Origin of the sequence: Pseudomonas sp. WS 5532, from assembly GCF_012985445.1 — a bacterium.
Taxonomy (GTDB): domain Bacteria; phylum Pseudomonadota; class Gammaproteobacteria; order Pseudomonadales; family Pseudomonadaceae; genus Aquipseudomonas; species Aquipseudomonas edaphica.
In genome coordinates, this window is sequence record NZ_JAAQWK010000026.1 from 1 (window position 1) to 25,517 (window position 25,517).

20 protein-coding genes and 1 rRNA gene are annotated in these 25,517 nt (G+C 61.5%); 7 read left to right on the forward strand and 14 right to left on the reverse strand.

Annotated features, from left to right (window positions below):
* Positions 1 to 2: 2 nt before the first annotated feature.
* Together rrf and mrdA are read left to right on the forward strand one after the other, a co-directional pair.
* Positions 3 to 118 (forward strand): 5S ribosomal RNA (gene rrf / locus HBO23_RS29380).
* A 349-nt stretch (positions 119 to 467) separates the two neighbouring features.
* Positions 468 to 2,360 carry a penicillin-binding protein 2 gene (gene mrdA / locus HBO23_RS29385; protein ID WP_099550099.1) on the forward strand — a complete coding sequence of 631 codons (1,893 nt, stop codon included), beginning with the start codon at positions 468 to 470 and terminating at the stop codon, positions 2,358 to 2,360.
* Here the strand turns inward: mrdA and HBO23_RS29390 are convergent, their stop codons facing one another.
* Positions 2,361 to 2,762, reverse strand: a complete 402-nt coding sequence (locus tag HBO23_RS29390; protein ID WP_017135350.1) for a GFA family protein — start codon at positions 2,760 to 2,762, stop codon at positions 2,361 to 2,363.
* A gap of 100 nt (positions 2,763 to 2,862) precedes the next feature.
* On the opposite strand from HBO23_RS29390, the gene HBO23_RS29395 reads away from it, so the two are divergent.
* A complete protein-coding gene (locus tag HBO23_RS29395; protein ID WP_170040655.1) occupies positions 2,863 to 3,330 on the forward strand; it encodes an SRPBCC family protein in 468 nt (155 codons plus the stop codon).
* A gap of 44 nt (positions 3,331 to 3,374) precedes the next feature.
* On the opposite strand, the gene HBO23_RS29400 is transcribed toward HBO23_RS29395, so the two are convergent.
* On the reverse strand, positions 3,375 to 5,597 hold the full coding sequence (locus HBO23_RS29400) for a TonB-dependent siderophore receptor (protein WP_170040656.1): 2,223 nt from the start codon (positions 5,595 to 5,597) through the stop codon (positions 3,375 to 3,377).
* A gap of 324 nt (positions 5,598 to 5,921) precedes the next feature.
* Between HBO23_RS29400 and HBO23_RS29405 the strand changes: the two genes are divergently transcribed.
* The 4 genes from HBO23_RS29405 (at position 5,922) to HBO23_RS29420 (ending at position 10,283) form a co-directional block, all read left to right on the forward strand.
* On the forward strand, positions 5,922 to 8,279 hold the full coding sequence (locus HBO23_RS29405) for a DNA polymerase II (protein WP_170040657.1): 2,358 nt from the start codon (positions 5,922 to 5,924) through the stop codon (positions 8,277 to 8,279).
* Positions 8,280 to 8,351: 72 nt separating this feature from the next.
* On the forward strand, positions 8,352 to 8,930 hold the full coding sequence (locus HBO23_RS29410) for a GNAT family protein (protein WP_099550095.1): 579 nt from the start codon (positions 8,352 to 8,354) through the stop codon (positions 8,928 to 8,930).
* 13 nt (positions 8,931 to 8,943) lie between these two features.
* Positions 8,944 to 9,531: a glutathione S-transferase N-terminal domain-containing protein gene (locus HBO23_RS29415; RefSeq protein ID WP_170040658.1), complete on the forward strand. Its 588-nt coding sequence runs from the start codon at positions 8,944 to 8,946 to the stop codon at positions 9,529 to 9,531.
* A 176-nt stretch (positions 9,532 to 9,707) separates the two neighbouring features.
* Positions 9,708 to 10,283: a DUF4174 domain-containing protein gene (locus HBO23_RS29420; protein ID WP_017135343.1), complete on the forward strand. Its 576-nt coding sequence runs from the start codon at positions 9,708 to 9,710 to the stop codon at positions 10,281 to 10,283.
* 59 nt (positions 10,284 to 10,342) lie between these two features.
* Here HBO23_RS29420 and HBO23_RS29425 read toward each other — a convergent pair whose 3' ends face one another.
* The 12 genes from HBO23_RS29425 to HBO23_RS29480 all read right to left on the reverse strand — a co-directional run bounded on the left by HBO23_RS29425 (position 10,343) and on the right by HBO23_RS29480 (position 25,486).
* Positions 10,343 to 11,749 (reverse strand): lipid II flippase MurJ, encoded by a 1,407-nt coding sequence (locus HBO23_RS29425; RefSeq protein WP_017135342.1) that lies wholly within the window; start codon positions 11,747 to 11,749, stop codon positions 10,343 to 10,345.
* Positions 11,749 to 12,570, reverse strand: a complete 822-nt coding sequence (locus HBO23_RS29430; RefSeq protein ID WP_017135341.1) for an acyltransferase — start codon at positions 12,568 to 12,570, stop codon at positions 11,749 to 11,751. The genes HBO23_RS29425 and HBO23_RS29430 overlap by 1 nt, the downstream gene beginning before the upstream one ends.
* The gene (locus HBO23_RS29435) at positions 12,567 to 13,970 is read right to left on the reverse strand and encodes an O-antigen ligase family protein (RefSeq protein ID WP_017135340.1); all 1,404 of its coding nucleotides are present in this window, start codon (positions 13,968 to 13,970) and stop codon (positions 12,567 to 12,569) included. Before HBO23_RS29435 ends, HBO23_RS29430 begins: the two co-directional genes overlap by 4 nt.
* On the reverse strand, positions 13,970 to 15,073 hold the full coding sequence (locus HBO23_RS29440; protein ID WP_170040659.1) for a glycosyltransferase family 1 protein: 1,104 nt from the start codon (positions 15,071 to 15,073) through the stop codon (positions 13,970 to 13,972). The genes HBO23_RS29435 and HBO23_RS29440 overlap by 1 nt, the downstream gene beginning before the upstream one ends.
* Entirely contained in the window at positions 15,064 to 16,278 is a 1,215-nt protein-coding gene (locus tag HBO23_RS29445) for a glycosyltransferase family 4 protein (protein ID WP_017135338.1), read from the reverse strand. The genes HBO23_RS29440 and HBO23_RS29445 overlap by 10 nt, the downstream gene beginning before the upstream one ends.
* Positions 16,279 to 16,300: 22 nt before the next feature.
* Complete coding sequence (locus HBO23_RS29450) at positions 16,301 to 17,641, reverse strand: beta-xylosidase (RefSeq protein WP_170040660.1); 1,341 nt, start codon at positions 17,639 to 17,641, stop codon at positions 16,301 to 16,303.
* Positions 17,638 to 18,819 (reverse strand): glycosyltransferase, encoded by a 1,182-nt coding sequence (locus HBO23_RS29455; RefSeq protein WP_017135336.1) that lies wholly within the window; start codon positions 18,817 to 18,819, stop codon positions 17,638 to 17,640. The genes HBO23_RS29450 and HBO23_RS29455 overlap by 4 nt, the downstream gene beginning before the upstream one ends.
* Positions 18,819 to 20,798, reverse strand: coding sequence for an exopolysaccharide transport family protein (locus HBO23_RS29460; protein WP_169987008.1), 1,980 nt, complete (start codon positions 20,796 to 20,798; stop codon positions 18,819 to 18,821). The genes HBO23_RS29455 and HBO23_RS29460 overlap by 1 nt, the downstream gene beginning before the upstream one ends.
* 76 nt (positions 20,799 to 20,874) lie before the next feature.
* A complete protein-coding gene (locus HBO23_RS29465; protein ID WP_170040661.1) occupies positions 20,875 to 21,669 on the reverse strand; it encodes a polysaccharide biosynthesis/export family protein in 795 nt (264 codons plus the stop codon).
* A gap of 6 nt (positions 21,670 to 21,675) precedes the next feature.
* Positions 21,676 to 22,587: a glycosyltransferase gene (locus HBO23_RS29470; protein WP_017135333.1), complete on the reverse strand. Its 912-nt coding sequence runs from the start codon at positions 22,585 to 22,587 to the stop codon at positions 21,676 to 21,678.
* Positions 22,587 to 24,047: a mannose-1-phosphate guanylyltransferase/mannose-6-phosphate isomerase gene (locus tag HBO23_RS29475; protein ID WP_017135332.1), complete on the reverse strand. Its 1,461-nt coding sequence runs from the start codon at positions 24,045 to 24,047 to the stop codon at positions 22,587 to 22,589. The genes HBO23_RS29470 and HBO23_RS29475 overlap by 1 nt, the downstream gene beginning before the upstream one ends.
* Positions 24,047 to 25,486 (reverse strand): undecaprenyl-phosphate glucose phosphotransferase, encoded by a 1,440-nt coding sequence (locus HBO23_RS29480; protein WP_017135331.1) that lies wholly within the window; start codon positions 25,484 to 25,486, stop codon positions 24,047 to 24,049. Before HBO23_RS29480 ends, HBO23_RS29475 begins: the two co-directional genes overlap by 1 nt.
* Positions 25,487 to 25,517 lie beyond the last annotated feature (31 nt).

Sequence of the window (25,517 nt, forward strand, 5' to 3'; positions counted from 1 at the left end):
TTCTTGACGACCATAGAGCATTGGAACCACCTGATCCCATCCCGAACTCAGTAGTGAAACGATGCATCGCCGATGGTAGTGTGGGGTTTCCCCATGTGAGAGTAGGTCATCGTCAAGATTAAATTCCAAAACCCCTGATTGCTAACGCAATCAGGGGTTTTGTTTTGGGCGCTCGAAAAGCGCCAACTTCAAAACCTCTACGCCTTGATCAGCTCAATCGGCATCATCCCGATCGCCATTCTCACACGCGCCCTGCACAAAGCTGGAAGGTCATGTGATTGATCGCACTTGCGTGATTAAGGCCTTTTGCAGCCCAAATCGGTCCGTGTCTGACAAAACAGCATGCCGTTGGGGAAATCGATGCAAAGTGTTTCTGCATTTTTGGTATGGTGCAGCACATTTTCACAAGGATTGATCTTTCAACCGCAGGACGCGGCGTCGAACTTCTTCAACGAGATGCTGTAGAAATGCCTGAACCGATACCGATCAAGGATCACGAAAAAGAAAACCGCCTGGTCAACAAGCGCTTGCTCGCCTGCGCACTCTTGGTGATTGGTATTACCTGCGCCCTGGTCGGGCGCATGTATTTCCTGCAGGTGGTGCAGTACGACTATCACTCGACGATTTCCGAGAACAACCGGGTCCACGTACTGCCGATCACGCCGACGCGCGGGCTGATTTATGACCGCAACGGCGTGGTGCTGGCCGACAACCGTCCCAGCTACAACCTGACCATCACTCGCGAGCGCACCACCGACCTCAAGGGCGAGCTGGACGCTATCGTCAGCCTGTTGCACTTACCCGCGGAAGACCGAGCGGTATTCGACAAGGCATTGAAACAAGCCCGCCATCCTTTTGTGCCGGTAACGCTGTTCTACGAATTGACCGAAGAGCAGATTGCCTTGCTGGCCGTTAACGAGTTCCGCTTGCCGGGCGTCGATGTTGAACCTCAGTTTGTGCGGCATTACCCGTTGGGCGCGCATTTTGCCCACTCGATTGGCTACGTTGGCCGAATCAACGAGAAAGAATCCAAGGCCCTCGACTCGGTGGAATACCGCGGTACCCAGTCCATCGGCAAGACCGGTATCGAGCGTTTCTACGAGTCCGAGCTGCACGGCCATGTCGGCTATGAAGAGGTCGAGACCAATGCCCAGGGCCGCGTGTTGCGCGTGCTCAAGCATACCGACCCGATCCCCGGCAAAAACATCGTGCTGAGCCTCGACGTCAAGCTCCAGGAAGCCGCGGAAGAGGCCTTGGGCGATCGCCGTGGTTCGGTGGTGGCCCTCGACCCGCAGACCGGCGAAGTGCTGGCCATGGTGAGTAAGCCGAGCTTTGACCCGAATCTGTTCGTCACCGGCATCAGTTTCAAGGAATATGCCGCGCTGCACGACTCTATCGACCGACCGCTGTTTAACCGCGTGCTACGCGGGCTTTACGCGCCTGGCTCGACCATCAAGCCGGAAGTGGCCATCGCCGGTCTCGACAGTGGTGTGGTGACCGCGCAAACCCGGGTGTTCGACCCAGGCTACTACCAACTGCCCGATTTTGACCACAAATACCGCAACTGGAACCACAGCGGTGACGGCTGGGTGGACATGGATGCGGCGATCATGCGCTCCAACGACACCTACTTTTACGACTTGGCCCACAAGCTGGGTATTGATCGCCTGCACGACTACCTGGCCGAGTTCGGCCTCGGGCAGAAAGTCTCTCTCGACATGTTCGAAGAATCAGCTGGCCTGATGCCTTCCCAGGCCTGGAAGCGTGCAACCCGTCGCCAGCCCTGGTTCCCGGGCGAAACCGTGATCCTCGGCATTGGCCAGGGCTATATGCAGGTCACGCCATTGCAGTTGGCCCAGGCCACCGCGTTGATCGCCAACAAAGGTGTGTGGAACCGTCCGCACTTGGCCAAGACTATCAATGGCGTGCCGCCGGTGGACGAGAACCCAATGCCTAACGTAGTGCTCAAGGATCCGCGTGATTGGGAGCAGGTCAACCACGGCATGCAGCTGGTGATGCATGACCCTCGCGGTATCGCCCGTGCAGCAGCGGCCGGTGCTCAGTACCGGATCGCCGGCAAGAGTGGTACTGCGCAGGTGGTGGCGATCAAGCAGGGTGAGCGCTATGACCGCAACAAGACGCTGGAACGGCATCGCGACAACGCCTTGTTCGTCGGTTTTGCGCCGGCCGAACATCCGAAAATCGTGATCTCGGTGATGATCGAAAACGGCGAGGCCGGTGGCCGCGTGGCGGGCCCGGTGGTGCGGCAGATCATGGACGCCTGGCTGCTTGACCAGGAAGGCCATCTCAAGCCGCAATATGCGACGCCGGCCAAGGCGCCCGGTGACCCGCACGTCTAGTCAAACCTTCCACTCATCCCAGTGCTCTACGCCTGCGTAAGCAAGCCAGGGCACATCATGGGCCGTCCAGATGTGCGAGGTGGGCCGCACGCCAGGGTCATCATCCAGTGTCGCCACCCGCACAATCACATGGGGCTGATGCCCACGCTCAGCCATCAGGTGTGACCCGCAGCGCGAACAGAAATGCCTGAGCTTGCCCGGTGAAGATTCAAACGACGACAGCAGCGCCTCACCCTGCATCCAGCGAAAGTGCTCGCGCATCACTCCGGCGGTGGCCACGAATGCGGCTGCGTGCACCTTGCGGCAACTGTCGCAATGGCAGTGGCTGATGGGCATGTCCAAGCTGTCGATTTGATAGCGCACGGCTTTGCAGAAGCAACTTCCATTCAGCGGGTCAGTCATACACGTATTGCCTGATTAAGGACGGGGACAATCATCATTGCTTACAACCTGAGGTTGCGCATTGTTTGTTGTCGCCTACTTTCAATGGAGGAGGTGACTTATGCACGTGTTAGATCGCATCGAACGAAAAGTCCTGCTCAACGTACCGCGCAAGCAGATCTGGGAAGCGCTCACCAAAGCCGAGCAATTTGGCGAGTGGTTTGGCATCGCCCTCAAGGGTAAAACCTTTACCGCTGGAAAAAACATCGAGGCGCCGATCACCTACCCAGGCTATGAACATGTGGTGTGGAAGGCCGAAATCGTGCGCATCCTGCCCCAAACCCTGTTCTCATTCAGATGGCACCCTTACGCTGTCGAGAAGGGCGTCGACTACGACCACGAAACTCCGACCCTGGTAGAGTTCACCCTCGAAGACCGCGCGCCGGGCATCCTGCTGCGGGTGGTCGAATCCGGTTTTGACGCAGTGCCCGAACCCCGTCGCCAAAAAGCCTTCAGGATGAATTCCCGAGGCTGGGACGAGCAAATGGGTAACATCGAAAATTATCTGAACCAGGCCCACCGCGCCTGAGCCAGCGATGCGCAAATCCGCTGACTCATGTGGTTACAACGCGTTTAGAAATCCACCGTCGCCGAGAACTTGGCGACCCGCGGATCACCTTGGGTCAGATAACCGCCCAGCGCCGATTCCCAGTACTTGGTATTCGCCACGTTCTCCACCGTGGCACCCAGGCTCACATCGCGCTGGGCCACCTTGAAGTTGTAGCGGGCGCCCACATCGAAGCGATTCCATGCCGGCAGGCTGAGGTTGTTCGCCGCATCGGCGTACTGGCCGCCGGTACGCAGCATACGGCCGTTGACGCTCACGCCTTGCAGACCCGGCACATCCCAATCCACGCCGGCATTAAGTTGGAAGGACGGCACGCCAATGGCGCGGTTGCCGTCGTTGGCGCCGTTTGCCGTGCCGTTGACTTCGGTGTGGATGATGGTCGCGCCGCCCAGCAGGCGCAAGCCGCTGACGGGTTCGCCGAAGACGTTCAGCTCTACACCTTTGTTGACTTGCTCGCCTTCGAAGACAAAGGTCGCGGTGCCGTCCGCATTCAGTTGGGAAAAACCCTGGGTCGGCTGTTCGATTCGGTACACACCCAGCGTTGCGCCGTAGGTGCCCATGTCGAGCTTGACGCCAGCCTCGGTCTGTTTCGAACGCGCGGGTGCAAAGGTCTGGTTGGCGTTGGTTACGATGGCGCTGCTGAAGGTGGAGGGAGCCGTCGGCCCTGACGCCAGGCCTTCGATGTGGTTGGCGTAGAGAGACACATGCTCCCATGGCTTGAACACCAGGCCATACACCGGCGTGGTGATGCCCTTGGCGTAGTTGGCGGTGCGTGTGCCGGTACCGTAGGCGTAGCCCTGAACCACCAGCTCCTGGCGGCGCAGTCCGGCGGTGAACAGCAAACGGTCATCCATAAAGCCGAAGGTGTCCGACACCGCCGCGCTGCGGGCGAAGGTCTTGGCGGTGATGCCGGGGTCGTTCAGGTCGCTGCCGGAGGTGAAGCCGCCTTTGGCTGGAGCGGTCACATCGGCCGGGCTGTAAATATTGGTCGGCTGGCTGCCGGAGGCAAAGTCAAAGGCGTTGCGGGTCTGAGTCCAGATGCCGGTCAAGCCGAGGTTCAATTTGTGGCTGACAGCACCGGTCTGGAACTTGCCGTTCAGGCCGGCCATCAGGCTGGTGTTGTCTTCCTGATGCGCAATGTTCGAGCCGCTGACTGTGGCATTGCCTAGTGTGTCCCTCAGGGTCACCGACGAATAGCGGCCCAGCTCGTTGGTGTGCTTGGCGCCCCCGGCGATGTAGGCGGTCCAGTTATCGTTGAGGTCATACTCGCCGCGCAACATGCCGAAGGTGTCTTCCAGGCTGGTGGTGCCCCAGTTCGGCGCGTAGTTGGTGTCGGCCGACGGCGCATTCGGGATATGGGTCAGCCCGCTGCCAAGCAACACCGTGTTGCGTCCGCCATTGACCTGCTGCTTCTGATAAACAAAGTCGCCTGACACCCGCAGGGCATCGCCGCGATAGTCCAGGCTGACCGAAAACAGCTTCGAACGCTGGCTTTCGTCGTCGATGGCGGTGTCGCCTTCGCGCTGGGAAATATTCACCCGCGCGCCAAAACGGTTGTCTTCGCCGAAGCGCTGGCCGATGTCCAGGTGTTCACCCACCCGGCCGTCACTGCTGATGTCGGTGCTCAAACGGCGCAAAGGCACATCATCAGCGCGCTTGGGTTGCAGGTTAACGCCGCCGCCGATGCCGGAGCCGCTGGGTGTGACGCCGTTGATAAAGGCGTTGGGGCCTTTGAACACTTCAACCCGTTCCAGGGCGTCGGTGGACATGATCTGGCGCGGCAGGATGCCGTACAAACCGTTGAACGAAATATCGTCGCCGTTGAGCGGCAGGCCACGAATCACAAAGGCTTGAGCCTGGTTCGCATAGCCCGATGCCTGGCGCACGGACGAGTCATTGAGCAACACATCGCCGACGGTTTGCGCATGCTGCTCGCGGATCAACTTCTCGGTGTAGGAGGACATGCTGAACGGCGCGTCCATGATGTCCTGGTTGCCCAGCACGCCTAGCTGACCGCCGCGCGCGACCTGGCCGCCAGCGTAAACCGGCGGCAATGCATTCGGTGCAGGTGCGTCGGCGCTGATGTTGGTTGCACCCAATTCCAGTGTGTTGCCGTCTGGACGGTTGTTAGTTTCTGGGGCTGCCGCGTGAGCGGCAAGGCTCAGTGAGCAGCAAAGGGCAAGCAGGGCAGGGCGAAACGGTACAGAAATTTGGTTGCAGGTGGGCATGGTCGATCCGGACGGCGAACCGTCAATGTGAGGAAAAGGGCAACAACGTTGCGCTTCCTCACTGCGCGGATACGACTCCGGCGCGAATGATAGTAATTGTCATTAATATTTCGCAACCAGTTTGTGAAATCGTTGTCCGCGCAGGCGCGAGCTGCCGACCAGCGGCGGCAAAGGTGTGGGCGGCAGGCGCGTCTTCGGGCGCCTGGGCAAGGGCGATGGACCAGGCGCTGAGTACAAACGCAAAGGTAAATGCCATCGCCCATCGCGTTTGCCCGGATGCCGAGTAGAATCACGCCCTGAAAGCGATTCCTGAGGTGCGGTACGGTGGATTTACAGCAGGGTTTTGTCCTGACCCGGCATTGGCGCGACACGGCGGCGGGCACGGAGGTGAGTTTCTGGCTGGCCACCGACCAAGGCCCACGGTGCGTGCGCCTACCCGTGCAAACCTCGGTGATGTTTATTCCGCAAGCCCATCGCAAGCCGCTCGACTGGTTGCTCAAGGGCGAGCGCGAGATTGAACTGCGCCCGTTGCAATTGTGCGACTTCCATCATCGCCCTGTCCTTGGTCTCTACACCCGCCAGCACCGCCAGTTGATGGACCTGGAAAAGCGCCTGCGCGCCGCCGGTGTCGACGTCTACGAAGCCGACGTGCGCCCGCCCGAGCGTTACATGATGGAACGCTTCATCACCGCGCCCGTGTGGTTCGGCGGCACACCGGATGCCAGCGGCACCTTGCTTGAGGCGCAGATGAAACCCGCGCCGGACTATCGCCCGCCGCTCAAACTGGTGTCCCTGGACATCGAGACCACCGCCCAAGGCGACCTGTATTCCATTGCCCTGGAAGGCTGCGGCGAGCGCCAGGTGTACATGCTCGGCCCGCCAAACAAAGCCGATGCGGTGGACTTCAAACTCGACTACTGCGATACCCGCGCCCAACTGCTCGAGTGCCTCAACCAATGGCTGGCTACCCACGACCCCGATGCCATCATCGGCTGGAACCTGGTGCAGTTCGACCTGCGCGTGCTCCACGAACACGCCCAGCGCCTCAACGTGCCGCTGTTGCTCGGGCGTGGCGGCGAGGCGATGGCCTGGCGTGAACATGGCAGCCGCAACCACTACTTCGCCGCTGCCGCCGGGCGGCTGATCATCGATGGCATCGAAGCCTTGCGTTCGGCCACCTGGAGTTTCGAATCCTTCAGCCTGGAAAACGTCGCGCAAACCCTGCTCGGCGAAGGCAAGGACATCTCCACGCCGTACCAGCGCATGGACGAAATCAACCGCATGTTCGCCGAGGACAAGCCCGCATTGGCGCGCTACAACCTCAAGGACTGCGAGCTGGTCACGCGGATTTTCGCCAAGACCGAACTGCTCAAGTTCCTGCTCGAACGCGCCAGCGTCACCGGGCTGCCGGCCGACCGTAATGGCGGCTCCGTGGCGGCGTTCACGCACCTGTATATGCCGCTGATGCACCGCCAGGGCTTCGTCGCGCCGAACCTGGGCGACAAACCGCCCCAGGCCAGCCCCGGCGGGTTCGTGATGGACTCGCGTTCGGGCCTCTACGAGTCGGTGCTGGTGCTCGATTACAAAAGCCTTTACCCGTCGATCATCCGCAGTTTTCTCATCGACCCGGTAGGCCTGATCGAAGGCCTCAAATATCCCGAGGACAGCGAATCGGTAGAGGGCTTTCGCGGTGCGCGTTTTTCCCGCACCCGGCATTGCCTGCCCTCGATTGTCGCGCGGGTTTCCGAAGGCCGCGAAGTGGCCAAGCGTGAACACAACGCGCCGTTGTCCCAAGCCCTTAAAATCATCATGAACGCGTTTTACGGCGTGCTTGGCTCCAGCGGTTGCCGCTTCTTCGACACGCGGCTGGCGTCCTCGATCACGATGCGTGGGCACCAGATCATGCGCCAGACCCGCGAGCTGGTCGAAGCCAAGGGTTATGATGTGATCTACGGCGACACCGACTCCACCTTCGTCTGGCTCGGCAGCGCGCATGCTGCGGAGGACGCCAGCCGCATCGGTCGGGAACTGGTGCAGCACGTCAACGAGTGGTGGCGCGCGCATCTGCACAACGAATTCGGCCTGCAAAGCGCCCTGGAACTGCAATACGAAACCCACTTCAGCCGCTTCCTCATGCCGACCATCCGCGGCGCCGAGGAGGGCAGCAAAAAGCGCTACGCCGGCTTGGTTGTACGCGCCGACGGCAGCGAAGAAATGGTCTACAAAGGCCTGGAAACCGTGCGCAGCGACTGGTCGCCGCTGGCCCGGCAATTCCAGCAGGAACTCTATCAGCGCATCTTCCATCGCCAGCCCCATCAGGACTATGTGCGCGACTATGTGCGGCGTACCTTGAGCGGCGAACTCGACGACCTGTTGATCTACCGCAAACGCCTGCGCCGCCCACTCGACGATTACGAGCGCAACGTGCCGCCGCATGTGCGCGCCGCACGCCTGGCGGATGAATATAACGACCGTCTGGGGCGCCCGCGCCAGTATCAGCGCGGCGGCTGGATCAGCTATGTGATCACGGTCAACGGCCCGCAGCCGCTGGAAGTACGCCAGGCGCCGATCGACTACGACCACTACGTCACCCGGCAATTGCAGCCGGTGGCCGATGCGATCCTGCCGTTCGTAAATGATGATTTCGGCACGCTGGTCGGCGGGCAAATGGGCTTGTTTTAAAACGCTTGCCTGTACGTGGGGCGAGCCTGCACTCTTGGCCGCTGACGACCACTCTCAGACGGCGCAGCTTCCATGACTCAGATCACGTTGACCGGCAGCACGGTCGAACTCCAGCCCCTGCAACGCGAACACAAAACCGCCTTGCTTGAAGCGGCCGCCGACGGCCAATTGTGGAACCTCAAGGTCACCAACGTGCCAGGTCCGGACACCATCGACACCTACATCGACACGGCCTTGGCCGGCCGCGACGCGGGCAGCGTGATCCCCTTCACCCTGGTGCGCGCCGGCACTGGCCAGGTGGTGGGCAGCACGCGGTTCTGGAAGGTCGATCGGGCCAATCGCAAGCTGGAAATCGGTCACACCTGGCTGGCCGAGTCCACGCAAAAAACCGGCATCAACACCGAAGCCAAGCTCTTGCTGCTGACCTACGCTTTTGAAGTGCTCGACTGTGTGCGGGTGCAGTTCACTACCGATGAACTCAACGAAAAATCCCGTGCCGCGATCCTGCGCCTTGGCGCCGTGCAAGAGGGCATTGTGCGCCACGAGCGCATCATGCCCGATGGGCGCAAGCGCAATTCGGTGCGGTTCAGCATCATCGATTCGGAATGGCTGCAGGTGAAGGCCAGCTTGCAGGCCAAACTGCAGCGATAAGGAGACAACCCCCATGTACACGCTCTACGGCATCGACGAATCCGGCTCCTGCATGATCGAAATCGCCCTGCAGCGTTGCGCGGTGGCATGGCGGCGCATCGACGCCCTGGCCCGCATCAACCCACTCAAACAAATTCCCACGTTGGTGACGCCCGAGGGCCAGGTGCTGACCGAAAGCGCCGCGATCCTGATCCACCTGGGCCTGGAGTTTCCCGCCTCCGAGCTGCTCGCCGGCAACCGTGCGCAGATCCTGCGCGGGCTGGTATACATCGCCGCCAATTGCTATTCGGCGGTCGGCATCATCGACTACCCGCAACGCTGGCTCGGTAATGTGGATGACGCCGCACAGGCGCAATTGATCAGCGGCACGCGCCGTTACCTGCACCAGGCCTGGGTGGTGTTTGCCGAGCAGTTTGCCGACCAGTTGTTCGCCCCCGGCAATGTGCCGAACGCGCTGGGCATTATGGCGGCCGCGGTGTCGCGTTGGGACGCGGCGCGGGAGGTGTTGAACAACCTCGCGCCAGGCTTTGCCCAAACGCTGGCGCGAGTGGATGCCGACCCGGTGGTGGCGCCGGTATTTGCGCGGCATTGGCCGCAATAGAACGCCTCGTAATGGTTCCGCAATCTGAAGAAACAATGACGGATAACCCCATTCGAGCCCTTGCGTGGCAGGCTTACTGACCTACGCTTCTTAACGAGGTGTAGGAATCATCCTTGAAATTGACTGTCGCAGACATGAAACTCAAGAACCCTGCATGGAATTCAAAGGAGGTGCGCATGCTCATCCGGTCGCTGACCCTGGCTACCTTGATGGCTTTTACGGGGCCGCTGTTGGCCGCTGATGATATCAACCCGCTCAAGCAGGACTTGGGCAAGGCTCGGCCGCTGGTGGTGGTGGAGCTCGATTCCGGCAACGACACCCTGGCGACCCTCAAGAAACAATTGGATGAGCCTGCTACCAAGCAGTCCTTTGAAGAGCGCAGCATGGTGTTCTACACCGTGAAGTTCGGCAGCATCGGTGCTGAAGGCGAAAAATTCGCCAAGGACCCCAAGGACAACAAGAAGCTCACGCCACCTGAAACCAACGCGCTGATCCGTGCCCTCAAGCTCGGCGCCGGCAGCGGTACAAAGGTGATCCTGATCGGCAAGGATGGCGAGAAGAAACTGGAGAAGACCGTACCGCCGGATCCCCTCGACCTGAAGGTGTTCTTCAGCACCATCGACCAGATGCCGATGGCCGAGAAAGAAGCGGCTGCTCCGGTTGTGCCAGAACCTGCGCCTGCGCCTGGCAAGAACGCTACCAAAGCGGGTAAGGCAGCCAAGCCGGCTGCGCCTCAACAGCTGGATGACTGAGTCCGTGCAGGAGCTGGCTTACCAGCTCCTGCGCAGGCCGTTGCGGTGGTGGTTCCAGTTTACTGTTTCCACGGCTTGAACCACCCAGCCAACCCTCCCAATACCAGGGCTGCCGTCACGGTACTCAAGCCCAGTTGCCAGCCATCGTTTTGCAGTGGATGCAAGATGACGGCTGCAAAACCCAGTAATACCGCACTCAGCCCCCATTGCAGCGGCCAGCCCAGTTGGCCAAGCAATTGTTGGCGTTGCATCAGCAGCAGGTTGGTGACGATAACCCCGCCCAATGCCGCCAAGGCGATACCCGGTAAACCCAGAAAGTACGGCAGCAGCACCAACAGCAAAGCGTTGACCCCGCTGCCCAGCAATTCGCAGCGCAAGGGCAGGCGCGTGTCGCCGCTGGCATAGGCATAGCGGGCGAGCATGGCGTTCCAGGCGCCGAACACCAGTGGCGTCGCGAACCAGGCCAGCAGCGCCGGCAGTGGGCCGTCGGCGCTTTGGGTGGGCATCAGCAGATGAATCAGCACCGGGCTGGCGCCGATCAGTCCGAGGGCGGCCGGCAGGCTGAGCAGGGTCGCAGCATCCAGGCCGCGACGCAGCAGGGCCAGGCGCTGTTGGCCTTGTTCGCCGCTCATCATGCCCAGCAGCACCTGGTTGAGGCTCATCAGGGCGATCAATGGCAGGTTGATCAACTTGCGGGCAAGGTTGACCCACGTAACGGCACCTTCTCCCAGGTAACTGGCGATCAAGCGTTCGAGCAGCGCCAGCCCCTGGCTGGCGACATTGCTGGCCAACAATGGCCCGATGCGCCCCAACAGTTCGCGGCCCGCCAGCTTGTCGCCAGTGACTTGCCACGGTCGCCAGCCGAAAGACCAGACCGGCGCCAGCAGCGGCAGGCACATCAACACACTGCCGGCAAAAAAGCTCATGGCCAGTTCGCCGCTGTCGCTTGCGCTGCCACGGATAAACAGGTACAGCACCGGTGGCAGATTGAACAGTAAAGAGCCCAGGCCCGGCAGCACAAAACGTTGGCGTGCCTGCAAGGGAATACTGAACAACCCATGCATCACCAGGCCCGGCGCACAGGCCGCCAGCCAACGCAAGTTAGCGGCGGCTTCGGCATGGGCCTCGGCGTCCAGGCCGGGGCCGATCAGGCGCACCCACAGCGGCGCGCCCAGCGCCAGTACGGCAAACAGGGCCAGGCCCACGCCCAGCAGGCGTGGGGAAAGACTGGCCAGCCAGGCTTGCTGGCGTTGTGGGTCGCGTTGTTGATAAAGGGGCAGGGCAGCCGCCGCAAGCAAGCCGGCGGCCAGGGTCATGCGCAACGCTTCGGGCAAAAACACCGCCACCAGAAACCCGTCGCTGCGACTGCCCGCGCCCCAGGCCGCCACCAGCAGCCATTCGCGGGCAAAACCGGCGACCAGCCCGGCGAGGGTCGCGACGGTCAGCCAGAGCGTGCTGCCGAACATCAGTGGAACAGGGTGAACAGGCCCTTGCCACCCACCTTATAGTTCAGATCATGGCAGCGTTCGCCCATGATTTTGGCCCCGGAACCGCCAATGATTTTGTAAGGGGCCACAGCCTTGGCCACCACGGTATTGGCGCTGATCACCGAGCCATGCCCCAGGTGCGTGCCGTAGCCGATCAACGCCCGGCTGCCGATCCACACATAGTCGTCGATGTAGATCGGCCCGGAAATCGACCAGAACTCCGGAGCCTGCAAGTCATGACTGCCGGCGATGATCAGCACGTGGGAGGCGATCGCCACGTGGTTGCCGATCACCAGCCCGGCGCGGGCGTCCACCTGGCAATGCCAGGCGATCACCGTATCGTCACCGACTCTCAAGTTGTGGATGCCCAACACTTCGGTGTTACGCCACAAGCTTGTGCCCTTGCCGATCTTCGCGCCGCCCAGGCGCAGCCAGGCAATGCGCACATGGTGGCTGGGGATCTTGTTGATCAAAATGTTGTAGGCCATGTCCCAGGCGTTGCGCCAGCGATCCTTGATAGTTGCCCAGTTTTTGCCATAGCGCGGAAGTAGCTTGCCCGGCAGGTCCTGTTTCATACGACGGAACAAAAGGCGGGCCACCGGGTGCTCAAGGGCGGGTTCCAGGTCGATGGAGTTTATCCAGAAGCGCTTGTTGTCGCCTTCGCCCTCTTCAAACACCACGTCGTTGGCCAGGCACCAGTCCAGCGCCTCTTCCAGGTCCGGCAGGCTCACGCCTATTTCAGCGGCCAGTGTGGGGAGGCGGTCGCGCAAATCGGTGGAGTGAATCATCCGGTGCTTCATGGTTGGTTATCCTTTGGCGCAATAGCAGCAACAGGGGCGGTAATGGAGGGGCGCAGACGCACCTGTTGCAGGCTCATGCCCATCAACAGCCAGAACAGCGCGATCAGTACAAAGGTGAAGCTGAAATAGTGGTCGAAAATCCCCGTCAACAGCGCTGCCATCACGCCGCAGATACACCCCAGCCACAGGGCGTTGTCGGCGGTGACCTTGCGCACCTGGCCCAGGGGCCGCACTTCCCGCCACCACAACACAGTGACGGTGATAAACAACAGCATCCCAGGAATGCCGACCTTGTAGATGAAGTTCAGCCACAGGTTAGAGATGCCCAGCAGGTTGGTGCCGGGTACGGGTGGGTCTATCTTGAAGCCGATCCCCAGGGGATATGTCGACATGGCCTCGGGGAATCTTGCGTACTCGTCGAAGCGGATTTCGGTACTGGCATTGGTGGACGAGAAGATGGTCAGCAAGCGCTCCTGCAACGGCGGATAGAACATCACCAGCGCAACCCCAAACGCCACGCCGATACCGATGATGCGCCCGCTGTTAGGCACGCGCTTATAGGTCAGCCAGATCAGCACCAGCGCCAGGGCCACGATGGCGCCACGGGAAATACTCAGCAGCAGGCCGGCGCACCCCAGCACCGCCACCGCCAGGCCCAGCGCCCGGCGCCAGCCGCTGCGGGTCCAGCCGTAGAACAGCGCCAGGGGGATAAACAGCACCAGCACGCCACCCGTCAGGTTCGGGTGCACCCAGGGCGAGGCCATGCGCGTGTAGTTGGCGGAAAAAATATCCTTCACCGCTTCCGGGTGGGCGTACTTGAGGTCGGTGAGCACCTCGATCATCGACATGGCGTTGCGCGTCTTCAGAAACATGAAAATCGACAGCAACAGCATCGCCAGGTTGCCCAGCAGCAGGGCGACCACCACCTTGTCGCGGTCGGCGTCGGTGCGCAGCAGCAACGGCACGATAAACAGCAACGACAGGTTCATCAGCCAGCGTACCCAGTTCACCGGCCCGTTGCCTTCGGCATGGATGATGACCATGCCCCAGATAAACGGAATAGTGCTGAACAGCATCAGCCACATCAGCGCGCGCTCGGTCGGACGCCACAGGATCAAGCCGCGGGTCTTGCCGATAAACGATTGCCAGAACACCCCGACCCAGGTCAGCCCCAACACCGCTTCGCTGATGGTGGTGCGGATCCCCAGTTCCAACGTGGTGTAGGGAATGCTGGTGGCCAACACCGCGAAAATCAGCAAGCCCCACAGGGGAAAGCGGATCAGGGTCAAGGCCACACCCGCGCCGGCCACGACCAGCAAGGTCTTGATCGGCGACAGGGCCAACAGCAAAATGCCGAAGACCAGGCCCAGGAGCAGGCTGATGAATTTTCCTGGCAGCATTAGCGGTCCAATTCCTTGAGCAAAGTATCCAGGCGCGAGCGATAGGCCGGTTCGGCAAATTGCCGGGCCCAGGCGCGCTGCGTTTCGGCGTCTGCCGTGTTGCCTGCGGTTGCCATTTGCTGCATGACGTTCTGCAATTGCCTGGCATCGTGTGGGTCGAAGCGCGGGGCGCCGGGCGGCGCGACTTCATCCAGGGCGGAACCGCGTGCCACCGCCACCGGCGTGCCCACACTCAAGGCTTCCACCACCGGCAGGCCAAAGCCCTCGGCATAAGACGGCTGCCATAGGCAGTCGGTATGACGGTAAAGGGCTTGCAGTTGGCCGTCGGATAAACCGCTGCACCAGTGCAGGCCCGGCAGTTCGCCAAGGGCGGACGGTACATCGCTGGCGTGGCCCACCAGTACCAGGTCCGGCACCTCAGGGTTCGCCATACGGCAGGCCTGCCATTGGCGCAGGAAAAATGCCATGTTCTTGCGCGGCTCCCGTGTGCCCACCACCAACCAGTAACGCGCCGGCAGTTTGTCTGGCAGCGGTTCTGGCGCTGCATTCAATTCGGGCACCAGGTTGCTCAACACCCGGAACTTGGCCCGGGCCCAGGGGAATACGCGGGCGGCTTCGTTGCAGGAAAACTGCGAAGGGCACCACACCCGGTCAGCCTGCCACACCGACCAGGCAATCGAGGCACCGTCGATCAAGCGATAGGCCAGGGCCTTGAGCCTGGAGCGATGGAAGTTACGCTGAGTCAGCTGAAACAGGTCATGCAGCACCAGGATATAACGGGTGCCGGCGGGTTTGCGGCACAGCGGCAAGCCCATATTGGCCGTGGCGATGTGCAGGTCGATCTGTTGCTCATGCAAGGATCTGGGCAAAAATTTTCGCTCAAACCGCAAGCGTACCTGCGGCCGTTGCAGGCCATCCAGCGGGCTGGCCCACGGTGGGCATATGGCGGTCTGGCGTTGCGGGTGGTCCAGGGGCGCCTCAGTGAACAGCAGCACCTCAGTGTTGTCCCGCGCGCGCAGGGCATCTTCCAGCGCCAGGACCTGGCGGGCGATGCCCGACGAGGGCGCAACCGTGGCGGGGCGATAGTCCAGGGCTACGCGCATGGCTGAAATTCCTTAGAGTCGATCAAGGTGTTGTAGATGTGCTCCAGTTCGTCACCGGCCACCGCCCAGTCGTGGTACTGCCGCGCATACTCGCGTGCCGCATCGGCCAGTTGCCGGGCCAGCAGCGGCTGATCGAGCAGGCGCACGATGGCGTCGGCCAGAGCCTCGGCGCTTTCGCCCGCCAGATAATGCGCCTGTGGTTGCACCGCCAACCCGGAAACACCCTGGGCCGTGCTGACCAGCGGCAAGCCGGCGGCCATTGCCTCCAACACCTTGAGCTTGGAGCCGCCGCCATGGCGCAACGCGGCGACAAAACCGGCGCAGCGCCGTTGCAGAGCGCACAGATCAGGAACAAACCCCAGCCACTCGACACGTTCATCCGGCCAACGGTCGCGCCAGTGTTCGGGCAAGCCGTAACCGGCCACCGCCAGGCGCGCGTTCGGACACTGCAGCCAGACCCGGGGGAATATCTCCTCAAGCAACCACTGCACAGCGTCCAGGTTCGGTGCGTATTCGTAATTGCCGACAAACAACAAACGCTGGCTCTGCGCATCGGCACTGACCTGGGCGAAGGCACGGCTGTCGACGCCATTGACCACCACGCTTACCGGCGTTGCAGTCAACGGCCGCATGGCCTGGGCGTCCGCCTCGGTCACCGCAATCACATGGGCGGCGGCATCGAAGGCCTTGCGCTCCCATTGTCGGCAGCGCCATTGGTCGTACTGCACGAACGGCGCGGCCCACTTGGGGAAACGGTCATAAGTGGCGCCGCCCAGGCTTGATTCCAGGTTGTGCTCGGTCAGCACAAACTCGCGCTTGCGCTGCTGCAAGGTGCGCAGAAACGGTTGCAGGCTGTAGCTGTGTTCCACTTGAATCACGTCCCAGCGCTCGTTCAACAGTTGCGCAAATTGGGCTTGCAACGGTGCCGACAGGCCATTGACCGTGGTCAGCAGCGGCCACGGTGCGAATACGCCCGCGAGCAGGGTCATCGGGTGTTTCAGTGGCCGGCGCGGCACCACGATCAGTCGCTCGAGCAATGGTTCAAGGGCTGCGTGCGCCGCGTCATCGGCCGGTGTCTTCGATTGCGCCAGCAGCGTGATGCGATGCCCGCGCTCACTCAAGGTGCGCAGCAAATGATACTGCCGGGTCTTGCCGCCGCTGGTGGTCGGCCACGGCAGGTAGGGCACAATCCATAGGATTCTCATGTACAGCTCTCCATGCCCTGGGCTACCACACCAGTATCTGCAAACTCGGCTTCACCACTGGGCGAATACCGTTGTCGTCGCTCAGGGTTTGCCGGGCTCCGGTCAGCGGGTCCAGCAGTTCTGCGCGTTTAATATCCGGCAGGCTGATGCTGCTGCCTTCGGCACTCCAGTACATCAACAGGTGTTTTCCGTCAGGCCGTGTCCAGGCCACGCTGTAGAAACTGCCCGGCACGTCCTTGAGTTGTGGCGTGGTGCCGGGTTTAAGAGAGGGACCGGTGATCTCAAGGAAGCGGGCGAGGGCGGTGTACACCGGCTTGGGTTCGCCGTCCAGGTTCAGCAGGCCGTAATGCTGGTCGCGTGGCGAGGCGCGTTGGTCGAGGTCGGACAGCGCGAACAGGAAAATCTTCTGATAGTCCTGGGACGCCATCAACGCCAGACGGCGCAAGGTGTAGTCGGCCTGCCCGTCGATACCGATCAGGTCCTGCATCTCTTTGGGGCCGGCATAGCTGGACCAGCCCCACTCGGTAGCCCATACGTTCTTGATCCCGGCGCCGTGCAGCATGGTATTGAGTTGATCACCGCGCAGCAGCACTTCGTTCTTGCCCGGTTCATCGGTTTCCGGGGTCATCGAATAAGGGTGATAGGCCGCGACCATGCCCAGGTTTTGCACGCCCAGCGCGCCGAGCGCTTCGAACATCAGGGTTTTGCCACGCGGCGGCATTTGGCTGTAGTACGCCATGCCGCCCATGACCTGCAGTTTGCCGGGCGCGGCAATATTCAACGCCTGGTGACTGGCCAATAACAATTGCCCGTACTCCTTGGCGTTGACTTCGGGGCGCCAGTTGTTCGGCAGGTTCTGCTCGTTCCATACCTGCCAGGCATCAATATTGGGGTAGCGCTTGGCCAGGAGTGCCAGGCGCAGCGCATAGATTTCGGGGTCCCGCGGGCGATACTGGTCCTGGAACTTTGCGCCCTTGGGGGCGGTGGTGATAAAGGGCGCCGAGCCCACCAGGTAAAACACCGAGCGGATTTTTTCAGCGCTCAGGGTGCGTTCCAGTTCATCGAAGGTGCTGAGTTGATAACCGTCTTCTGTGGGCTCCAGGCGATCCCAGTGCAGGTCGACCCGCACCCATTGCAATCCAAGTTTCTTGTATTGCGTGATCTGCTGGCGGTACTGCTCGGGCGTGAACCACAGAAAGTGCGCGTTCACGCCGAGGAAGTCCTTCCATACCACACTGCGCTCCGGGGCCAGGTTCACCGGCTGCGCATCGACTTTTTCACTCGACAGCAGGGCGCCACCCACGGCGATTGCCAGCACCAGCGGCAGATAGCGCCACATCGGGCGAACAGATGAAATATTCATCGCAACGGCTCCTCACAAGCATCCCGAAATAGTTCGGCAAAACGTCGGGCCGTGGTGGCCCACTGGCGTTGGTGGCCGATTTCCGCTGCCCGGGTAGCCCATTGCCGGGCCTGCTGCGGGTCGAGGATCAAGCGGTTTAAGGCGTTGCTCAAGGAATCGATATCGCCCTGCTGATAGGTGATGCCATTGCCGCCGGCCACCTCTTCAGCAAAGGCACGCGCATTGGAGGTGATCACCCCGCGCCCGCAGGCATTGGCCCATGACAGCGCGCCACTGGTGCCACGCATCTGTCCCAGGAAACCGAGTTTTTTCGATTCGCGGTAGGGCAGCACCATCACATGGTGCGCCTGGATCGTAGCGGCGATCTGCGCTGATGGCAGGTCCAACTGCCAGTCCACCACATCCTCCAGGTGCAGCGCGATGATCTGTTGGCGCAGGCCGTCGAGGTAGTTGCCGGCCGGGTCGAAGGTCATTTCCGGGGCGGTGCCGCCGGCCAGGGTCAGGCGCACCTGGCCTCGGCATTGCGGGTGGGTGGCCAGTGACTGGGCCAGGGCCTGGAGCAGGTCCTCAATGCCCTTGCCGCGATAGATAAAGCCGAAATACAACAGACGCAACGGCGCAAGTGGCGGCAAGTCCTGGGCCGCGATGGGTAGGTTGCCGTGAGCAATCACCGCCACTTGCTGCGGACGCAGGCCCATGCGTTGGCGCAGGCAGTCGCCTCCCAGGTGGGTGAGGGTGATCAGCCGGCGCATCCCTTTGGCCAGGCGTCGTTCTTCGTGCAAGGTCAGCGGGTCGGCCAGCAGTGCCGCCGCCTGGGGCAACGGGTGGGGCAGGCGTTCGAGCAGGGTCAAGGGGAAAAACAGCTTGGCCCGGCGCCAGATCAAGCGCTCCGGGTCATGCACCGTAGCGGTCAACGGCAGTTGTGGTTGTGCCCGACGCAGGTAGTCAAGCGCCTGGAACTCACCGAAGCGCCCACCTCCCAGTTCGGCATGGACCAGATCCACACCGTGCCAGTCAAAGGCTTGCAAGCGCCGCAACTGTTCAGCCAGGTCCTGGCAACCCGCGAGGGGGGTCACCACTTCAAGGCCCAGTTCGATCAACGCGTTGCGCAAATGCGCGGCGTAATCGGCGATCCCGGTCTGCTCCGGCGGCAGAGGTGCCAGCAATGCAATACGCATCAGGCCGCACCGCGCCAGCTGTTGATCCGCGCCAGGACCTTGGCCGGTACTTCGAAGCGGCGGCGGTTGAGGATCATGCCGTCGACTTTGCCGAACGCGGTGGTCAGCAGCGACACCGCGTTTTCGATGGTCGGTACGGTACTGGTGCGGGCTTCGATCACCAGCACGATCTGGTCGGCACGGCGCAGCGTCAGGAAGGCCTGCGGGTTGGATGACAAGGCCGAGGCATCCAGCAACAGCACTTCACCCGCCGTGGGCGCGTTCGCCCCGTCGACCGAGACGCGATGGCCACGTTCTTCCAGCAGGCGCTTGAGCTGCTCGATGATAAACGTCACACCCTCGCCATGCCGCGCCGAGGTCAGGCCCAGGGCAAAGCCTTCACTGGCGATGCGCTCCAGGGGCAGCAGGCTGTACAAGCGATAGAGGCTGGCGGTGACGGCGGCCGGCGTGGCGTCTTGCACGTCGGGGATGCTGCTCCACAACGGCACCTGGAACATCTCCTGCAAGCGTGTGCCATCGTGGATGCGTTGGTCCAGCAGGTACAGCACATAAATGGTCAAGAAGCCCACGGCCACGCCGGCGGGAATGGCGAACAACAGAATCAGCAGGCTTTTGGGAAACACACGTGACGGGTTCAGGGTGGCGTGTTCGATCAGGGCGATGTTGCTGATCTGGCTGTTGTCCAGTTCATGATCGATTCGCGCCTGTTCAAGGTTGTCCGAGTACAACGCGTAGCTTTTTTCGGCGGCGCGCAGTTGTTGGCTCAGCTTGTTGAGTTCCGGCTCATCGGTCATCGCCTTGTCACGCTGATCGCGCAGCTCGGCAAGGGTTTTGTCGTAGTTCTCGATTTCGCCGGCCAGTTTGCGCTCTTGTAATTGGGCGTCGATCACTTGCTGCTTGATGTTGATCACCAGGCTGTTGGGCGCGGTGTTTTGCGAGCGTTCCAGGCGCGTGGCTTCCTGAGCGCTGAGGGCTTCGATGTCGCGGATATTCTGCTCGATCTGATTGACCTGCGGCGTGCCCGGCAGGTAGGTGCGCAACAGGCGTGCGCGTTCCACTTGCAGCGCATTGAGCTGGCGCTTGAGGTCCAGTTGGGTGGGGTTGAGGCTGGTTTCGCGCATCGTCACCACGTCTGCCGGCTGGCTCTTGATCTGCTGGCTGGCGTTGGCCAGGAGGCTGCGAATGCCCGAGATCTGGTTTTGTGCGCTGACCTTGGCGTCGGTGACACGGTCGATCTGGCTGGTGAGGTTCTTCAGGCGCGCATCGACACTGATCGAATCGATCTGCTTCAAACGGACTTGCAGTTGGTCCTTCAGGCTCTGGATATTTTCCGCCACCTTGGCGCGTTCGGTTTCATAGAAGGTATGCAGGCTCTTGCGCCCGAGAATCCGCGCACGTTCCTCAAGGTAGGCGTTGACCCATTCTTCGACGACTTTTTGCGCCACCGCCGGGTCGTCCCAGGTGAAGGAAATCTCGATCACCGAAGAGCCTGGCTCGTGAGCGGCTTTGAAGTTCTTCTCCAGCGAGGTCGCCAGGCGCTCCAGCGGGCTTTGTTTCTCGGCAAGGCCTACGAACTGCAGCACGCTGCGCACGCCGTTGACGACTTCGCCAACGCCCTTCTTGACGTAGAACTTGGTGACCTTCCAGAAGCCCTGCGGCGGCTCGGAGGTCATCGCCATATAGCGCTCGGCAACGATATGCACGATGGGCCGGCCCGTGAGCATTTTTTCTTCGTCGACAATCGGGTCGTGCTGGGTGCTCGGGGCAATCAGCGTCTGGCGGTTGGCGGCTTCGATCGGCAAGGTGGTGTTGTCCCGCCCCGGCTTGACCAGCAAGCGCGCGTCGGACTCGTAGCGAGCCGGCAGCAGGAAGGCACCCAGCACCGCGACGACGATCGTGGTGATCACTGCCAGTTTGAATTCGCGGCGGTAGATGAAAAACAGCCGCAGCAGGTCGCGAAGAGAGCGGATTTCGATCACAGGATCACTCCATTGGACAGATGTTGTTCGCCGAATGAAATCGGCGTGCTCAAGTGATACAAAGCCTGCGTCTTAATCATTTTGGAAAGGTGACAAAGGTATCGCCGGACTTGTTGTTGAGCTGATAATTCAAGCCCAGTCCAACCCCTTTGCTAACCGGAAACAGCTTGGTGAAGTACATATCCACGGCCTCCACCGTCGCGCCGATGCCCGACTGCGGCACGAAGATCAAGTCGCCGCGCTGCAACGCCACCCGCGGGTGATTGGGGTTGGTCAACATGCTTTCCAGGCTGATGAAGTACGTCCTGTACTTGCCATCGGGCCCGGTGCGCAGCAAGGCCACGTTGGAGGCATCCGCCGAGGGCAATACACCACCGGAACTGAGCAGCGCCTGCTCGACGCTGACGTTGCCGGCCAAGTCGAAAAACGCCGGGTTGGACACCGCACCGCCGATAAACACCTTGTTGCTCGGCGCGCTGGCGATGTTCACCGTCACCGCCGGTTCGCGGTAGATGCGCTTGTACTTCTCGGTGATTTCCTTGCCCAGGTCTTCGGGCGTGCGCAAGGCGGCCTTGACCCGGCCAATATTGGGCACCGAGATCACGCCGTCGGGGCGCACGACGAATACGGTCATGTCATCGGCCGCCGCCGGCTCCTGGGCATCGCGCACGATCCGCAGCGAGTCGCCGGTCTGGATCAGCACCTGCGGCGGTGGCAGGTCGGCCAGGGTCAGCGCCGCTTGATGGCCGGCCTTGAGCGTATTGTTGTCAGGAAGCGGCACCCGCGCGGGGGTCGAACAGCCCGCCAGCCAGATTGAGGCACTCAAGAGGCTGAGCAGGGTAAGACGGGAACGTCGGTTGGTAGTCTTCATGACGGCTCAAGTCCAGTAGGTGGAAAACATGCCCAGGCGCCGTTTAAGCGCGTTGGGCAAGTGGCGTTCAAGGTGGCCGAGGCGATAACCCAGCAATTTAAAGGCGCTGCGCACCACCACTTCCGGCGCGCGGTGCAGCGCGTTGGCCTCGCGCAATGCGCGCAGTTCGGCCAGCACATAACGTTTACCTTCGCCGCCGGCGTCGCCGAACGCCTGGCGAATCCACGCCTCGCGGCCGTAGAACACACCGATATCGAAGTAGCGCTTGAACTCGTCCAGCAAGCGGTAATCATGGGAGTGATACACCTGCGCGCTGGCGGCGTAGCGCACCTGGTAGCCGGCCAGCAACATGCGTGCGGCGACGTAGGCGTCTTCGCTGCCAATCACATCCTGGGGAAAACCACCCACCGCCTGCAGGGCGCTGCGCCGGTACACCGAAAACGAGTCGGAGCTGAAGCAGGTCTTGATCCCTAGCTGCGGTGCATCGGCCAGGCTTTTGCTGCGGCTGGCCGCCGGGTAATTGAAGTGCCGCGACTGTGCCCCCAGCACCCCTGCACCGGGGTGCGGCAGTTGCCGGCCGTAGGCCACGCCATTGAGCGGCTCCCGTTGCAATTCGGCGATCAGGTTGGTGAAGGTCTCGGCCGTGGCGGGGATCGCGTCCTGGGTCATGACGATCAAAGCGTCGCCGCCCACCTGTTCACTGGCCCAGCGCCGTGTGCCGCCGTGGTTGAAGTCGCGGGCATCAATCACCTCCACACGCGCGCCAAACTCGCGAAAGCGCGCCACGGTGTCATCGCTCGATGCGCTGTCGACCACCAGCATCTCGTCCGGTTGCAAGGTCTGCATGCGCAGCGCTGGCAGCAGGCGGTCCAGATGGCTGGCCGCGTTGCGGGTGGGGATGATCAGGGACGTGCGCATCAGGGTTTCACTTCCACCGGAGCGCGGCCGTAGATGTCGTCATAACGCACGATGTCGTCTTCGCCCAGGTACTCACCGCTCTGTACCTCGATCATCACCAGGTCAATGATGCCGGGGTTGGTCAGGCGGTGTTTGTGGCCGGCGGGAATGTAGGTGGACTCGTTCATGTTGAGCAGGATCTCGCGCTCGCCATTGGTGATCATCGCTGCGCCGCTGACCACTACCCAATGCTCGCTGCGGTGATGGTGCATTTGCAGGGACAGCGAGCCTTTGGGCTTGACCACAATGCGCTTGATTTTGAAGCGCGTGCTTTCTTCCAGCACCGTGTAGGTGCCCCACGGGCGGGTGACCGTGCGATGCAGGCTGAACGCCGGGTGATTCTGGCGCTTGAGTTCGGCGACGATATAGCGCACGTCCTGGCTGCGGTGGGCGTCGGCGATCAACAGTGCGTCCGGGGTGTCGACGATGATCAGGTCGCGCACGCCCACTGCACCGAGTACCCGCTTGGGCGAGTCGATGTAGCAGTTATGCACGTCGTGCAGGATCGCCTCGCCATTGATCTGGTTGCCATTGTCATCACTGGGGGTGAGTTGGCGCAGCGCTTCCCAGGAGCCGATATCGCTCCAGCCAATGTTGCAGGGCACGACCGCGACCTTTGCGGATTTTTCCATCAGGGCCACGTCGATGGAGATGTCCGGCGCGGTACTGAAACCTTCCGGGCTCAGTTCACGCTGGCGACTGCTGCTGTTCTGCAGGCTCTGGCTGTGCTCGAGTGCGGCCTTGGCAGCCTCCAGGACTGCCGGGGCGTGGCTGGCCAATTCTTCCAACAGGCTGGCAGCCTTGAAGCAGAACATGCCGGCATTCCACAGGTGCTTGCCGCCGTCCAAATAGCCTTGGGCGGTGGCCAGGTCGGGCTTCTCGACAAAGCGCCGGACCTGAAACCCGGCCCCTAACGCTGCGCCTTGTTCGATATAGCCAAAGCCGGTTTCGGCACGGTCAGGCTGAATGCCGAAGGTCACCAGGTAACCGGCCTCGGCCAGTGCGCGGGCTTTTTCTACCGCTTGGGCGAAGGCCGCTTCATCAAGGATCAGGTGGTCGGCGGGCATCACCAGCAACTGCGCTTCAGCGCCGAAATGCTCCTGCACATGCAAGGCGGCCACGGCGATGGCGGCGGCGGTGTTACGTCCAAACGGCTCCAGCAGCAGCTCGAGGGCCAATCGCTGGGTGTTCACCGCGCGGTAGTCGTCGAGGGTGCGAAACAGCAGGTCGCGGTTGGTTACCGTCAGGATGCTCTCCACCCCTGGCAAGTGGCTGGCGCGCAGGAAGGTCTTTTGCAGCAGGCTCTGGTCGTCGCGCATGCGCATGAAGGGTTTGGGCATGTTCTGCCGCGAAACCGGCCACAGCCGCGTGCCCGAACCACCGGAGATGATGCACGGGATCAATCCGTTAAGAGGGTTCATCAATAGACTTCCTTGGTGGAAAGGACGGCCGGAACCGTCATGAAAACGATGTACAGATCCAGCCACACCGACCATTTAGCGATGTATTCCAGGTCGTATTCGACTCGCTTCTGGATTTTGAACAGGGTGTCGGTCTCGCCACGGTAGCCATTGATCTGTGCCCAGCCGGTGATGCCTGGCTTGACCCGGTGGCGTGAGCTGTATTCGCTGACCGCTTGCTCGAACGGAACCCCGGCGGCCTTGGTGGCCGTGGCGTGAGGGCGCGGGCCGACCATCGACATATTGCCCAGCAGCACGTTGAACAGTTGTGGCAGCTCATCGATGCTGGTCTTGCGAATGATCCTGCCTACCCGGGTGATGCGCGGGTCCTGGCGTGTGGTCTGGTTCTCGGCGTTCAGGTCGGTCTGTTCGACGTACATCGAGCGGAACTTGAACACCCGGATCAGGTTGTCGTTGTAGCCAAAGCGCTTCTGGCGGAACAGCACCGGGCCCTTGGAATCGAGCTTGATCGCGATGGCCGTCGCCAGCATCACCGGTGACAGCAACAACAGGCCGATGCTGGCCAGCAGCAGGTCTTCGCAACGCTTGATAAAGGGCGACCAGCCGCGCAGCGGCAACTGCGAGGTATTGAACATCAGGATGCCGCCCACATCGGTGATGCGGTTATGCCCATAACGCAAGGCAGCCATGTCGGGCACCAGCATGACGTTCACCGACATCTGCCGCAGGCGCTTGACCAGCCCGTTGATACGCTGCTCGGCGGCCCAGGGCAGGGTGATCATGACCTGGCTGACCTGTTCGGAGCGGATCAGCTTTTCCAGGTCGCGGGTATTGCCCAGCAAGGGCAGGCGGCTCAATTCCTTGGGAATGCGCTCGGTACGGTCGTCGATAAAGCCGATCAGGCCGGAACGGATATCGCTGTTGCGCGACAGGTGTTCAGCCACATGCACCGCCGTCTCGGTAAAGCCCAGGATCACCGTACGTTGCAAGAACTTGCCGTTCTTCATCAAATGGCGATACAGGCGCAGCATCAATATCCGCTCCACGCCAAAAAGCACCAGGCTCATGGAGAACCAGGCCGTCAGGTTGCGTGGGCTCAACTGTGGGAACAGCAGCAGGATCTGGTACATGAACAGCAAGATGCAAAACGCCGAGACCCAGGCCACCAGCATCACGCGAAAACGCAGGCGATTGCTGAACAGATCCTCGGAGTACACCCCCAGGGCCTGGAACAGAATGATGGTCAAGAGCGCAAAGAATACCAGCAGGCCCAGGTAGTGGTTGCGCATGTGCTCGGCGACAGGTTCCGGGTAGAACAACAGGATAATTGCCGGCACCACAGCAGTGAGGCCGTGGATCAGTTTGACGAAGACGACAAAAAACTCAACGAAACCGGGACGAGTCAAAAACAGGCTATCGACCGACGATTTACCGCGCATAGATCAGATCCTCAATACACCACCAGAACGT

What these genes read in the sequence shown, in the direction of transcription:
- mrdA (WP_099550099.1), top strand. Translation starts at nt 468, where the DNA reads ATGCCTGAACCGATACCGATCAAGGATCACGAAAAAGAAAACCGCCTG.
- HBO23_RS29390 (WP_017135350.1), bottom strand. Translation starts at nt 2,762, where the DNA reads ATGACTGACCCGCTGAATGGAAGTTGCTTCTGCAAAGCCGTGCGCTAT.
- HBO23_RS29395 (WP_170040655.1), top strand. Translation starts at nt 2,863, where the DNA reads ATGCACGTGTTAGATCGCATCGAACGAAAAGTCCTGCTCAACGTACCG.
- HBO23_RS29400 (WP_170040656.1), bottom strand. Translation starts at nt 5,597, where the DNA reads ATGCCCACCTGCAACCAAATTTCTGTACCGTTTCGCCCTGCCCTGCTT.
- HBO23_RS29410 (WP_099550095.1), top strand. Translation starts at nt 8,352, where the DNA reads ATGACTCAGATCACGTTGACCGGCAGCACGGTCGAACTCCAGCCCCTG.
- HBO23_RS29415 (WP_170040658.1), top strand. Translation starts at nt 8,944, where the DNA reads ATGTACACGCTCTACGGCATCGACGAATCCGGCTCCTGCATGATCGAA.
- HBO23_RS29420 (WP_017135343.1), top strand. Translation starts at nt 9,708, where the DNA reads ATGCTCATCCGGTCGCTGACCCTGGCTACCTTGATGGCTTTTACGGGG.
- HBO23_RS29425 (WP_017135342.1), bottom strand. Translation starts at nt 11,749, where the DNA reads ATGTTCGGCAGCACGCTCTGGCTGACCGTCGCGACCCTCGCCGGGCTG.
- HBO23_RS29430 (WP_017135341.1), bottom strand. Translation starts at nt 12,570, where the DNA reads ATGAAGCACCGGATGATTCACTCCACCGATTTGCGCGACCGCCTCCCC.
- HBO23_RS29435 (WP_017135340.1), bottom strand. Translation starts at nt 13,970, where the DNA reads ATGCTGCCAGGAAAATTCATCAGCCTGCTCCTGGGCCTGGTCTTCGGC.
- HBO23_RS29440 (WP_170040659.1), bottom strand. Translation starts at nt 15,073, where the DNA reads ATGCGCGTAGCCCTGGACTATCGCCCCGCCACGGTTGCGCCCTCGTCG.
- HBO23_RS29445 (WP_017135338.1), bottom strand. Translation starts at nt 16,278, where the DNA reads ATGAGAATCCTATGGATTGTGCCCTACCTGCCGTGGCCGACCACCAGC.
- HBO23_RS29450 (WP_170040660.1), bottom strand. Translation starts at nt 17,641, where the DNA reads ATGAATATTTCATCTGTTCGCCCGATGTGGCGCTATCTGCCGCTGGTG.
- HBO23_RS29455 (WP_017135336.1), bottom strand. Translation starts at nt 18,819, where the DNA reads ATGCGTATTGCATTGCTGGCACCTCTGCCGCCGGAGCAGACCGGGATC.
- HBO23_RS29465 (WP_170040661.1), bottom strand. Translation starts at nt 21,669, where the DNA reads ATGAAGACTACCAACCGACGTTCCCGTCTTACCCTGCTCAGCCTCTTG.
- HBO23_RS29470 (WP_017135333.1), bottom strand. Translation starts at nt 22,587, where the DNA reads ATGCGCACGTCCCTGATCATCCCCACCCGCAACGCGGCCAGCCATCTG.
- HBO23_RS29475 (WP_017135332.1), bottom strand. Translation starts at nt 24,047, where the DNA reads ATGAACCCTCTTAACGGATTGATCCCGTGCATCATCTCCGGTGGTTCG.
- HBO23_RS29480 (WP_017135331.1), bottom strand. Translation starts at nt 25,486, where the DNA reads ATGCGCGGTAAATCGTCGGTCGATAGCCTGTTTTTGACTCGTCCCGGT.